The organism is Streptomyces thermolilacinus SPC6 (assembly GCF_000478605.2).
Classification (GTDB): Bacteria; Actinomycetota; Actinomycetes; order Streptomycetales; family Streptomycetaceae; genus Streptomyces; species Streptomyces thermolilacinus.
This window is the reverse complement of sequence record NZ_ASHX02000001.1, coordinates 1471634-1484405: the sequence shown is the minus strand read 5'-3', so window position 1 is coordinate 1484405 and position 12772 is coordinate 1471634. Positions and strand designations below refer to the sequence as shown.

Sequence of the window (12772 nt, the reverse complement as noted above, 5' to 3'; positions counted from 1 at the left end):
CCGCCGCTACGGCTTGACCGACCGGTAGTAGCCGCGGGCGCCGTCGTGGAGGGGCAGCGGGTCCGTGTAGATGGCCGTCCGGAGGTCCACCACCTGCGCGGGGTGCACCACGCGGCCCACCCGGTCGCGGCTCCCGATCACCGTCCGCGTGACGCCCTCCGTCAGCTCCGCGCCCATGCGGTCGGTCGTCACCAGCAGGTTCGGCACGGCGACCGTCGGCACCGGCTCGTCCTGGGCCAGCGGGTAGGCGTCCGCCGGTATCACCGCGGAGCGGTAGTAGCGGCTCGGCCCGCCCTCCGCGTGCACCGTGTCCACCAGCTTCTGGTCGAGCGGCACCAGCCGCACCGGGAAGCGCTCCGACAGCCGCAGCACCGCGTTGGTCGGCAGCCCGCCGGACCAGAAGAACGCGTCCAGCTCGCCCCGCTCCAGCAGTTCCGGCATCGTGTCGATCCCGGCGGGCACGGACCGCACGTCCTTCGCCGGGTCCAGACCCGCCGCCGACAGGAGCCGGTCCGCGAGCAGCCGTACGCCCGAGCCCTCCTGACCCACGCCCACGCGCAGCCCCTCCAGGTCGCCCGCCGACCGCACCCGCGAGCCCTTCGGCACGACGAGCTGCACATAGTCGTCGTACAGCCGCGTACAGCCGCGCAGCCCGTCCGCGCCGGGACGGCCCTCCTGCACGTACGTGGCGACCGCGTCCGCCGTGGCGATCGTGAAGTCGGCCTCGCCGGACGCCACGCGCGCGAGGTTCTGCTGCGAGCCCTCGCTGTCGCGCAAGGTCACCGTCACACGGGGCAGCTCCCGGTCCAGCGCCTCCTTCAGCAGCTGCCCGTACCGCTGGTACACGCCGGTCCGCACGCCCGTACTGAACGTGATCTTCCCGCTCGGCTGCTCCTGCCCGAACGGCACCAGCCACCACAGCAGCAGGCCGGTCACCACCAGCAGCGCCGCGGCCGGCCACCGGACACGGCGGCGGGCGGCTCGGGGCGCGGGGGCGGCGGGGGACGGGACGGGAGACATGCCGCGATCCTGCCAGCAGGCCCCCGCGAAGGGAACCGCCGCCCCCGGCCCGGGCCGGGGGCGCTTCCGGCACCGCCTACCCTTGTTCCATGACCAGCAGCGACCGGAGCCAGACAGTGGACGTCACGCGTACCTATGCAGTTCGCACCTACGGGTGCCAGATGAACGTCCACGACTCCGAGCGTCTCTCCGGCCTGCTGGAGGACGCCGGGTACGTACGCGCGGCCGAGGGCGCCGACGAGGCCGATGTCGTGGTCTTCAACACGTGCGCGGTCCGCGAGAACGCCGACAACAAGCTGTACGGCAACCTCGGCCGCCTCGCCCCGGTGAAGGCCAGCAGGCCCGGCATGCAGATCGCCGTCGGCGGCTGCCTCGCGCAGAAGGACCGCGACACGATCGTCAAGAAGGCGCCGTGGGTCGACGTCGTCTTCGGCACGCACAACATCGGCAAGCTGCCGGTCCTGCTGGAGCGTGCCCGCGTCCAGGAGGAGGCGCAGGTCGAGATCGCCGAGTCGCTGGAGGCGTTCCCCTCCACGCTCCCGACCCGCCGCGAGTCCGCGTACGCCGCCTGGGTCTCGATCTCCGTCGGCTGCAACAACACCTGCACCTTCTGCATCGTCCCGGCGCTGCGCGGCAAGGAGAAGGACCGCCGTCCCGGCGACATCCTCGCCGAGATCGAGGCGCTCGTCGCCGAGGGCGTCTCCGAGATCACCCTCCTCGGCCAGAACGTCAACGCGTACGGCTCCGACATCGGCGACCGCGAGGCGTTCAGCAAGCTTCTGCGCGCCTGCGGGAAGATCGACGGCCTGGAGCGCGTCCGCTTCACCTCGCCGCACCCGCGCGACTTCACCGACGACGTCATCGCGGCGATGGCCGAGACGCCCAACGTGATGCCGCAGCTGCACATGCCGCTCCAGTCCGGCTCCGACACGGTCCTGAAGGCGATGCGCCGCTCGTACCGGCAGGAGCGCTTCCTCGGCATCATCGAGAAGGTCCGCGACGCCATCCCGCACGCCGCGATCTCCACCGACATCATCGTGGGCTTCCCCGGCGAGACCGAGGAGGACTTCGAGCAGACCCTGCACGTCGTCCGTGAGGCCCGCTTCGCGCAGGCGTTCACCTTCCAGTACTCCAAGCGCCCCGGCACGCCCGCCGCCGAGATGGAGAACCAGATCCCCAAGGAGGTCGTCCAGGCCCGCTACGAGCGGCTGGTCGCCCTCCAGGAGGAGATCTCCTGGGAGGAGAACAAGAAGCAGGTCGGCCGCACGCTGGAGGTCATGGTCGCGGAGGGCGAGGGCCGCAAGGACGACGCCACCCGCCGCCTCTCCGGCCGCGCCCCCGACAACCGTCTGGTCCACTTCACCAGGCCGGACGAGGACGTGCGCCCGGGTGACGTGGTGACCGTCGAGGTCACGTACGCGGCCCCGCACCACCTGCTCGCCGAGGGACCCGTCGCCGCTGTGCGCCGTACGCGCGCGGGGGACGCCTGGGAGAAGCGCCGGACCGCCCAGGAGGCCAAGCCGGCGGGCGTCATGCTCGGCCTGCCCCAGATCGGCGTCCCCGCCCCCCTGCCCCCGGCCGAGAACGGCTGCGCGGTCGGCTGAGGCCGCCTGCGCGAAGCGCCCGGCAGGTCGGCTGACGCGGCCTGTACGGGGCGGTCGTGGCCGGACGGGGCGACCCGCGCGTGCGTGGTCGCGGCGCCGGGGACCCGTCGGCGAGCCCGGCCGGCGGCGGGTGCGGGTTACGCTGCGGATCATGCTTGTCGCCGCAGCCGTCTGCCCCTGCCCGCCGCTCCTCGTCCCCGCCGTCGCCACCGGTGCCGCCCCCGAACTGGACGACGCGCGCGCGGCCTGCCTCGACGCGCTCGGGGTACTGGCCGCCGCGCGCCCCGACCGGCTCGTGGTGGTCGGCCCCGAGGCGGAGGCCGACCCCGGTGCGGACGGCACCGTGACGCACCCGGAGGGCGCCGTGGGCGGCTTCCAGGGCTTCGGCGTGGACGTGGACGTACGGCTCGGGGCCGGGGAGGCGCGGGACGCCTCAGGGACCAGGCGGCTGCCCCCGTCTCTGGCCGTGGCCGCCTGGCTGCTCCAGCGCGCCGACTGGGCGGACGCGCCCGTGGAGGGCGTCGGTGTGGCCGAGCGGCTGGCGCCCGAGCGCTGCGCGGAGCTGGGCCGGGAGCTCGCCGTACGGGCTCCTCGCGTGGCCCTGCTGGTGATGGGCGACGGCAGCGCCTGCCGCTCCGTGAAGGCGCCCGGATATCTGGACGAGCGGGCGGGTGACTTCGACGCGCGGGCCGCCCGGGCCCTGGGCGCCGCCGACACGGGCGCCCTGGCGGAGCTGGACGCCGGACTCGCGTACGAGTTGAAGGCCGCCGGACGTGCCCCCTGGCAGGTCCTCGCGGGCGCCGCGCACACCGAGTCCCTCGACGGCCGGCTGCTCTACGACGGCGCCCCGTACGGCGTGGGCTACCTGGTCGCGGCCTGGTCCTGACGCGGCCTGGGCCTGTGGGGCCTGGTCATGCGTGGCCGATGTTGCCGGGAACGGTCCTAGGAAGCGGCGGCGGGCGGTCGCGGAGCGTCGTGCTCCGCGACCGCCCGCTGTGCCGCGTGCCCCGGCCGGCCGGTGGGGTCAGGCCGGTGGCGGGGTGGGCGGTGTCGCCGAAGGCCCCGGCGGGGTGCCGCCCTCGTCGTCCCGGTGAGCGAGCCGGTCCATGGCGTTCCTGGCCTTGACCGTTCCCGACTCGATCTTGTCGGTGTACTTGCCCTTGGTCCTGTGGTCCACCATCCGGGCGGCCTTCTCGATGCCGTGGTCGATCTTGTCGCCGTGCTGCTGGGCGAGATCGGAGACCTTGCCCTTGGCCGGGCCGAGCTTGGTCTTCAACGTGTCCAGGAAGCCCATGGCCCACCTTCCTCGAAATGGCCGGTTCGCACCGGACTCGGCCGGACGGAACCATTCCGTCGGCCCTGCTTACGTGCGGGCGCCATCGCCTGCCTCGTTGTCCGCCGCCTCCTCGTTCGACTGCTGCTTCGGGATCTCCACGCCCTCGGCCGCGTCACCCGCAGCCGCCTCGCCCGGGATCTCCTCGCTCACGGCCGAACGGTTCGGAGCCGCCTCGCACAGGGCCCCCTCGCCGCTCGTCGCCTCCGCGCCGGACGCCTTGGAGCGCTCCCCGGCGTCCGTTGCGTCGGGCGCCGACGCAACGGACTGCTCGGGCCGCTCGGCCGGCTTGCCCTCGTCGGCCGCCAGCGCGGTGCCTTCTTGTGCCGCGTCGGCGGTGGCTTCGGCAGTCTGCTCGCCTTTCTCACCCTTCCGGCGAAACCATGCAAAAACGCCCATATCAACTCCATAGCGTACTCGTGTGGGCGAAATTCCGCGCCGTCCGGAGCGTCCCATTGCGTCGCCCGGAGGGGCCGGTGCCTGAACCGGCGGACGGAACCTCGCAACTGGCAACGACGCCGGTCGCACCCCGTCACGTAACTCGTTCGGGGACACCGCCCGACGTTTGCGAGACTGGGGCGGTGAGCAGCACAGTCCCCGCCCCCCGCGTCATCGCCGTCGTCGGCCCCACCGCAGCCGGAAAGTCCGATCTGGGCGTCCACCTGGCGCAGGAGCTCGGCGGCGAGGTCGTCAACGCCGACTCCATGCAGCTGTACCGAGGGATGGACATCGGTACCGCCAAGTTGACCCCGGAGGAGCGCGACGGCATCCCCCACCACCTCCTCGACATCTGGGACGTCACGGAAACCGCCAGCGTCGCCGAATACCAGCGCCTCGCGCGCGCGGAGATCGACCGCCTGCTCGCCGAGAGCCGTACCCCCGTCCTCGTCGGCGGCTCCGGCCTGTACGTACGCGGTGCCATCGACGCCCTGGAGTTCCCCGGCACCGACCCCGTCGTCCGCGCCCGCCTGGAGGCGGAGCTGGAGGAGCGCGGCTCCGGCGTCCTGCACGCCCGGCTCGCCGCCGCGGACCCCGACGCCGCCCGCGCCATCCTCCCGAGCAACGGCAGGCGCGTCGTGCGCGCCCTGGAGGTCATCGAGATCACCGGCAAGCCCTTCACCGCCAACCTGCCGGGCCACGACTCCGTGTACGACACGATCCAGATCGGCGTGGACGTCGAGCGCCCGGAGCTGGACGCCCGGATCACCGCGCGCGTGGACCGCATGTGGGAGGCCGGACTCGTCGACGAGGTGCGCGAGCTGGAGCAGCGGGGCCTGCGCGAGGGCCGCACCGCCTCCCGCGCCCTCGGCTATCAGCAGGTCCTCGCCGCGCTGGCGGGCGAGTGCACCGAACAGGAGGCGCGCGACGAGACCGTACGCGCCACCAAGCGCTTCGCGCGCCGTCAGGACTCCTGGTTCCGCCGTGACCCGCGGGTCAGGTGGCTCAGTGGAGCCGCCGCCGACCGCGGGGAACTCCCGCGCCATGCCCTGACGTTGGTCGAACGAGCGGTTACAGCCTGATCACGTGATGGCATCGGGACGCCCTGACCGTCATTTCGGTGGCCGTGGCCGTGCCATCATCGAGCATCGATCGACCAGTGGACCGAGTGGGGAGGGCGCGTGGCGATGGAGGCCGGCCCTCGCGACAGAGAGCGGCGAGAAGCGCCGGACGGCGGAGAACCGCAGGGGCCGGAAGCGCCGGGGCTCAGCCCGGACGGCCCCGAGCTGACCGAGGACGGGGCGCAGGACATCACCCCGGACGAGGTCGAGGTGGAGCTGCGCCCGCAGCGGCGCCTGCGCATCTGGCAGCTCGCCCCGATCGTCGGTCTCGGCGCGCTCGGCTCCCTGATGTTCGCCTTCCCGCTGGCCTTCGGCTCGGGCGACGGCGGCGCCGTCCTCGCGATGCTCGGTCTGCTGCTGTGCGGCTGCGCCGCCGGCTGGGGCATGATGGCCGCCCGCCGCGTCGGGTACACCTGGCCCGGCCTGCCCCCGCGCGGTTCCGGCGAGCGCCCCGACTGGCGCGTGGTCGCCCTGTACGCCGCCGGGGTCACCCTGATGGTCGCCCTCGCCGTCTGGCGCGTCGCCCGCCTGCGCTGACGCGACCCGCCCGCGCTGACGCGCCTGCCCGAGAGCTTTGTCGTACCGGCCCCGTACGATTGATCGCGTGAGCACCGCACCCATCGCCTTCCTCAAGGGCCACGGCACCGAGAACGACTTCGTGATCGTGCCCGACCCGGACAACGCCATCGACCTGCCCGCCACCTTGGTGGCCAGGCTCTGCGACCGGCGCGCCGGGATCGGCGGCGACGGGGTGCTGCACGTCGTGCGCAGCGCCGCCCACCCGGAGGCCCGCCACATGGCCGACGAGGCCGAGTGGTTCATGGACTACCGCAACGCCGACGGCTCCGTCGCCGAGATGTGCGGCAACGGCGTCCGCGTCTTCGCCCGCTACCTGATGCACGCCGGGCATGTCACGGCCGGGGACATCGCCGTCGCCACCCGCGGCGGCGTCAAGCCCGTCCACCTCGCCAAGAACGGCGACGTCACCGTCTCGATGGGCCGCGCCGCCCTCCCCGAGGCCGGTGTCACGGTCACCGTGGACGGCCGCAGCTGGCCCGCGCGCAATGTCAACATGGGCAACCCCCACGCGGTCGCCTTCGTCGAGGACCTCGCCCACGCCGGCACCCTGTACACCGAGCCGCCCTACGCCCCCGCCGCCGTCTACCCCGACGGGGTCAACATCGAGTTCGTCGCCGACCGGGGCCCCCGGCACGTCGCCATGCGCGTCCACGAGCGCGGCGCCGCCGAGACCCGCTCGTGCGGCACGGGCGCGTGCGCCGTGGCCGTCGCCACTGCCCGCCGCGACGGCGTCGACCCGGCCGAGACGGGCGTTCCCGTCACGTACACGGTGGATGTCCTCGGCGGCACGCTGGTGATCACCGAGCGGCCCGACGGGCAGATCGAGATGACGGGACCCGCCGTGATCGTCGCCGAGGGGCACATCGACCCCTCCTGGCTCACCGAACCGGCCGTCTGAGCAGCCCGCCTGGCTCACCGAACGGTCGTCCGCGCGCCGGGCCCGGCTCACCGGACCGGCCCCTCCGAGCACCAGGCCACGGCTCTCCGGATCGCCCGTCCGCACCAGGCCCGGCTCTCCGAAACGGCCGCCCGGTCACCAGGTTCGATCAGGGAGCGAAACGGTACGCGCGCGGGCCTCGCTCGAATGGGTGATCCCGTTCACGCTGGGCGAGAGCGGGACTGCGCCACGTGGTGGGCTCGGTAGCATCAAGCACCGGCAGGGCGGCCACGCCGTACCCGCCCACCGCCGGTCCACGCCGCCGGAGGTGCCCCATGAGCGCAGAGGCCACCGATCCCAGTGCCACCGGCCGCAGGCGCGGCCGCCCCAGAATCGACCTGCGCAGACTCGGCCGCGCCGCGCTGCTCGGCCCCACCGCCCGTGACCGCCTGCCCGACGCCATCGGCCATGTCGCGGACGCCCACCGCGCCCACCACCCCGACGCCGACCTGGCCGTCCTGCGCCGCGCGTACGAGCTGGCGGAGTCGTCCCACCGCGGCCAGTTCCGCAAGAGCGGCGAGCCGTACATCACCCACCCCCTCGCCGTCACGCTCATCCTCGCCGAGCTGGGCGCGGAGACCACGACACTGACGGCCTCCCTGCTCCACGACACCGTCGAGGACACCGATCTGACGCTCGACCAGGTTCGCGAGGAGTTCGGCGAGGAGGTCGCCTATCTCGTGGACGGCGTCACCAAGCTGGAGAAGGTGGACTACGGCGCCGCCGCCGAGCCCGAGACGTTCCGCAAGATGCTCGTCGCCACCGGCAACGACGTCCGCGTCATGTCGATCAAACTCGCCGACCGGCTGCACAACATGCGCACCCTCGGCGTCATGCGCCCCGAGAAACAGGCACGCATCGCCAAGGTCACCCGCGACGTCCTCATCCCCCTCGCGGAACGGCTCGGCGTCCAGGCGCTCAAGACCGAGCTGGAGGACCTGGTCTTCGCCATCCTCCACCCCGTCGAGTACGAGCGCACCCGCGCCCTCATCGCCCGCAACGCCGACGCGGGCGACGCCCTCGCGACCGTCGCCGACGACGTGCGCACCGTCCTGCGGGACGCCGGGATCACCGCCGAAGTCCTCGTCCGCCCCCGCCACTTCGTCTCCGTGCACCGCGTCAGCCTCAAACGCGGCGAACTGCGCGGCACCGACTTCGGGCGGCTCCTCGTCCTCGTCGGCGAGGACGCCGACTGCTACGCCGTGCTCGGCGAGCTCCACACCTGCTTCACGCCGGTGATCTCCGAGTTCAAGGACTTCATCGCCGCCCCCAAGTTCAACCTGTACCAGTCGCTGCACACGGCCGTCGCCGCCCCCGACGGCGCCGTCGCGGAAGTCCTCATCCGCACCCACCAGATGCACAAGGTCGCGGAAGCCGGGGTCGTCGCCCTCGGCAACCCGTACGCGGCCGCCCCCGCCGACGGCTCGGAAACGGCCGACGACGGCGAACGCGCCGACCCCACCCGCCCCGGCTGGCTCTCCCGCCTCCTCGACTGGCAGCAGTCCGCACCCGACCCCGACACGTTCTGGACCTCGCTGCGCGCCGACCTCGCCCAGGACGGTGAGATCACCGTCTTCCTCCCCGACGGCGGCACCCTCGCCCTCCCCGCCGGGGCCACCTGCATCGACGCCGCGTACGAGCAGCACGGAACGGCCGCCCACGCCTGCGTCGGCGCCCGCGTCAACGGCCGCCTCGCCACGCTCGGCACCGTCCTCCACGACGGCGACACCGTGCAGCCGCTGCTCGCGGAGGACGCGGGCTCCGGCCCGTCCCCCGACTGGCTGGAACACGCCCGCACGCCCACCGCCCGCATCGCCATCGGCCACTGGCTGGCCAGCCACCCCCACGACGCCGACGCCCCGGCCGCCGACCCGCGCCCGCCCGCCGCCGTCGTCACCGGCCGCCAGCCCACCGCCAACGCCATCGTGGACGCCCCGCACACGGGCGTCCGCCTGGCCGGCTGCTGCACCCCCGTACCGCCCGACGCCGTGACCGGGTTCGCCGTACGCGGCGGCGCCGTCACCGTCCACCGCGCCGAGTGCCCCGCCGTACGCCGCATGGAGAACCTCGGGCGGCGGCCGGTCACCGTGCGCTGGAGCGGCGCCGCGGCCTGCAGCGTCACGCTCGTCGCCGAATCGTTCGGCCGCCCCCGGCTGCTCGCCGACCTCACCGAGGCCATCGCCACGGCGGGCGCCGCCATCGTCTCCGCCACCGTGGAACCCCCCAGCGAACAGCGCGTCCGCCACACGTACACGCTCCAGCTGCCCGACGCGACGGGCCTGCCCGCCCTGATGCGCGCCATGCGCGACGTACCGGGCGTGTACGACGTGAGCCGCGCCCAGCACCCCGCCTCGACGCAGTAGCCCCGACCGGGCGCACGGACGCCGCCGGACGGACCACCGTACGCCCGCGCGCGGCGCCCGTTCGGGTGCGCCGGGCGCGCTGGTAGCGGTGGCCCATGACCCTCACCTCCCCACGCCTGCGCGCCGCCCTCCTCGCCGCGGCGTCCGCGGGGCTCATCGCGGCGGCCGTACCCGCACCCGGACCGCTCGGCATCGGCGACCCGCTGTACCCGTACCTCGGCAACCCCGGCTACGACGTCCTCGCGTACGACATCGCCTTCACGTACGGCGGCGACAACCGCAAGCCACTCGACACGCTCACCAAGATCGACGCACGGACCACCCAGCGGCTGGAGAGCGTCAACCTGGACTTCGCCCACGGAACCGTCGAGTCCGTCACCGTGGACGGCCGTCCCGCGCACTTCACCGGCACCGGGGAAGACCTGGTCGTGCGGCCCGACCGGCCGGTCGGCAAGGGCGAGCGGATCACCATCGCCGTCACCCACACGAGCGACCCGACCGCCGCGGGCGCCGACAGCGGCTGGATCCGCACCTCCGACGGCCTCGCCATGGCCAACCAGGCCGACGCCGCCCACCGCGTCTTCCCCTGCAACGACCACCCCGCCGACAAGGCGTACTTCACCATCCGCGTCACCACCCCCAAGGATCTCGTCGCCGTCGCCAACGGCCGCGCCGTCGCCCACGCCGTCGCCGGCCCCACCGCGACCTGGACGTACCGCGGCGCCCACCCGATGGCGACCGAGCTGGCCCAGGTCTCCATCGGCCGCTCCGCCGTCGTCCGCCGCACCGGCCCGCACGGCCTGCCGCTGCGCGACGTCGTCCCGGCCGCCGACCGGGAGCGGATGGAGCGCTGGCTGCGGAAGACCCCCGACCACCTGCGCTGGATGGAACGCAGGATCGGCCGGTACCCCTTCGAGACGTACGGCGTGCTCGTCGCCGACGCGGCCACGGGCTTCGCGCTGGAGACCCAGACGCTCTCCCTCTTCGAGCGGGGCCTGTTCACCGACCCCGGGGTCCCCGAGTGGTACATCGAGTCGGTCATGGTCCATGAGCTGGCCCACCACTGGTTCGGCAACAGCGTCAGCCCGCGCGCCTGGTCCGACCTGTGGATCAACGAGGGCCACGCCACCTGGTACGAGGCCCTCTACGCCGAGGAGACCGGCCACGGCACCCTGGCGAAGCGCATGCGCGAGGCGTACACCGCCTCCGACGGCTGGCGCGCGGCGGGCGGCCCCCCGGCCGCGCCCCGCCCGCCCGGGCGCGACGGCAAGTCGGGCCTCTTCCGGCCGGTCGTCTACGACGGCAGCGCCCTCGTCCTGTACGCCCTGCGCCAGGAGATCGGCGCCGCCGCCTTCGACACCCTCCAGCGGCGCTGGGTGACCGACCACGCGCACGCCACCGCGGGCACCGACGACTTCGTCCGCCTCGCCTCCGCCGTCGCGGGCCGCGATCTCACCGGCTTCCTGCACGGATGGCTGTACGGCGAGAAGACCCCGCCCATGCCCGGCCACCCCGACTGGCGCAGCGCGTCACCCGCCCGGGGCCCGGCGGCGCCCAGCGCCAAGACGGCGGCTCCCGTCCCGGCCCCCACCACGGCGGCCCAGGCCGCCGCCGCCCAGGCCACGGCGGCCCAGGCCCCCGCCCCGACCGCGGCGGCCGCGGCCGGGCGGAAACCCGCGTGACGGGCCCCGCGGGGCCGTGCGACCATCGTCACGTCGGCGACGCCGCCGCGGAGTGGCCCGGGCCCTTTCCGGGAATCATCCGGGGAGAGCAGGCGTTGTGCCTGACGAATCGACTTTTCCATCGACGTAAGGACCCAATGACCTCCTCTTCATCCCCTTCCCAGGACAAGCTGAGCTCCGCGGAGCCGAACCGCGCCGAGAGCCTTCGGGCCGATGCACTGATGGAAGAGGACGTCGCCTGGAGCTTCGAGATCGACGGAGAGCGGGACGGCGACCAGTTCGACCGCCAGGAGCGTGCCGCGCTCCGCCGAGTGGCCGGCCTCTCCACCGAGCTCGAAGACGTCACCGAGGTCGAGTACCGGCAGCTGCGCCTGGAGCGCGTCGTGCTGGTCGGCGTCTGGACCTCCGGGACCGTGCAGGACGCCGAGAACTCCCTGGCCGAGCTGGCCGCCCTCGCCGAGACGGCGGGCGCGCTCGTCCTGGACGGCGTCATCCAGCGCCGCGACAAGCCCGACCCGGCCACGTACATCGGCTCGGGCAAGGCGGACGAGCTGCGCGACATCGTGCTGGAGACCGGCGCCGACACCGTCGTCTGCGACGGTGAGCTGAGCCCCGGCCAGCTCATCCACCTGGAGGACATCGTCAAGGTCAAGGTGGTCGACCGCACCGCTCTGATCCTCGACATCTTCGCCCAGCACGCCAAGTCGCGCGAGGGCAAGGCGCAGGTCGCGCTCGCCCAGATGCAGTACATGCTGCCTCGACTGCGCGGCTGGGGTCAGTCGCTGTCCCGGCAGATGGGTGGCGGCGGCGGTGGCGGCATGGCCACCCGAGGCCCCGGTGAGACCAAGATCGAGACGGACCGGCGCCGGATCCGCGAGAAGATGGCGAAGATGCGCCGGGAGATCGCGGAGATGAAGACCGGCCGCGACATCAAGCGCCAGGAGCGGCGCCGCAACAAGGTGCCGTCGGTCGCCATCGCCGGGTACACCAACGCCGGCAAGTCGTCCCTGCTCAACCGGCTGACCGGCGCAGGCGTGCTGGTGGAGAACGCCCTGTTCGCCACCCTCGACCCGACGGTCCGCCGGGCCGAGACGCCCAGCGGCCGGCTGTACACGCTGGCCGACACGGTGGGCTTCGTCCGGCACCTGCCGCACCACCTCGTCGAGGCGTTCCGCTCCACGATGGAGGAGGTCGGCGACTCCGACCTGATCCTCCACGTGGTGGACGGCGCGCACCCGGCGCCAGAGGAGCAGCTGGCCGCCGTGCGCGAGGTGATCCGCGACGTGGGCGCGACCAACGTGCCCGAGATCGTCGTGATCAACAAGGCGGACGCGGCCGACCCGCTCGTCCTCCAGCGGCTGCTGCGGGTCGAGAAGCACGCGATCGCCGTCTCCGCGCGGACCGGCAAGGGCATCGCGGAACTGCTCGCGATGATCGACGCCGAGCTGCCCCGCCCGGAGGTCGAGGTCGAGGCGCTCGTCCCGTACACGCAGGGCGGACTCGTCTCGCGGGTGCACGCCGAGGGCGAGGTGATCTCCGAGGAGCACACCGCGGAGGGCACGCTGCTCAAGGCGCGGGTGCACAGCGAGCTCGCCGCGCTGCTGGCTCCGTACAGCGTCGTCGCGGCCTGACGCACAAGGCCGCCGTCACGGCACACGAAGGAAGCGGGGTTCCCCGGCCGCACCGGCCGGGGAA

At 73.6% G+C, this 12772-nt stretch carries 11 protein-coding genes; 8 read left to right on the top strand and 3 right to left on the bottom strand.

Translation table 11 applies throughout. The features are described 5' to 3' along the window. Positions 1-6 precede the first annotated feature (6 nt). Positions 7-1020, bottom strand: coding sequence for a TAXI family TRAP transporter solute-binding subunit (locus tag J116_RS06000; RefSeq protein WP_023586191.1), 1014 nt, complete (start codon positions 1018-1020; stop codon positions 7-9). Between the two features lie 89 nt (positions 1021-1109). On the opposite strand from J116_RS06000, the gene miaB reads away from it, so the two are divergent. Further along, entirely contained in the window at positions 1110-2624 is a 1515-nt protein-coding gene (miaB, locus tag J116_RS05995) for a tRNA (N6-isopentenyl adenosine(37)-C2)-methylthiotransferase MiaB (protein ID WP_028963733.1), read from the top strand. Positions 2625-2775: 151 nt separating this feature from the next. Then, positions 2776-3510, top strand: coding sequence for a class III extradiol dioxygenase subunit B-like domain-containing protein (locus tag J116_RS05990; RefSeq protein ID WP_023586189.1), 735 nt, complete (start codon positions 2776-2778; stop codon positions 3508-3510). 138 nt (positions 3511-3648) lie between these two features. Here the strand turns inward: J116_RS05990 and J116_RS05985 are convergent, their stop codons facing one another. Both J116_RS05985 and J116_RS05980 read right to left on the bottom strand, forming a co-directional pair. Next, positions 3649-3918, bottom strand: coding sequence for an antitoxin (locus tag J116_RS05985; RefSeq protein WP_023586188.1), 270 nt, complete (start codon positions 3916-3918; stop codon positions 3649-3651). 69 nt (positions 3919-3987) lie between these two features. Then, positions 3988-4356, bottom strand: coding sequence for a hypothetical protein (locus tag J116_RS05980; RefSeq protein WP_023586187.1), 369 nt, complete (start codon positions 4354-4356; stop codon positions 3988-3990). A 182-nt stretch (positions 4357-4538) separates the two neighbouring features. Here J116_RS05980 and miaA point away from each other — a divergent pair, with 182 nt between their 5' ends. The 6 genes from miaA to hflX all read left to right on the top strand — a co-directional run bounded on the left by miaA (position 4539) and on the right by hflX (position 12708). Further along, positions 4539-5477 carry a tRNA (adenosine(37)-N6)-dimethylallyltransferase MiaA gene (miaA, locus tag J116_RS05975; RefSeq protein ID WP_023586186.1) on the top strand — a complete coding sequence of 313 codons (939 nt, stop codon included), beginning with the start codon at positions 4539-4541 and terminating at the stop codon, positions 5475-5477. Positions 5478-5582: 105 nt separating this feature from the next. After that, a complete protein-coding gene (locus J116_RS05970; protein ID WP_023586185.1) occupies positions 5583-6053 on the top strand; it encodes a hypothetical protein in 471 nt (156 codons plus the stop codon). A 67-nt stretch (positions 6054-6120) separates the two neighbouring features. Beyond that, the gene (dapF, locus tag J116_RS05965) at positions 6121-6993 is read left to right on the top strand and encodes a diaminopimelate epimerase (protein ID WP_023586184.1); all 873 of its coding nucleotides are present in this window, start codon (positions 6121-6123) and stop codon (positions 6991-6993) included. Between the two features lie 314 nt (positions 6994-7307). Continuing rightward, positions 7308-9395 carry a RelA/SpoT family protein gene (locus J116_RS05960; protein ID WP_023586183.1) on the top strand — a complete coding sequence of 696 codons (2088 nt, stop codon included), beginning with the start codon at positions 7308-7310 and terminating at the stop codon, positions 9393-9395. 95 nt (positions 9396-9490) lie between these two features. Next, positions 9491-11077: a M1 family metallopeptidase gene (locus J116_RS05955; protein WP_023586182.1), complete on the top strand. Its 1587-nt coding sequence runs from the start codon at positions 9491-9493 to the stop codon at positions 11075-11077. A gap of 137 nt (positions 11078-11214) precedes the next feature. Then, positions 11215-12708: a GTPase HflX gene (gene hflX, locus J116_RS05950; RefSeq protein ID WP_023586181.1), complete on the top strand. Its 1494-nt coding sequence runs from the start codon at positions 11215-11217 to the stop codon at positions 12706-12708. Positions 12709-12772 lie beyond the last annotated feature (64 nt).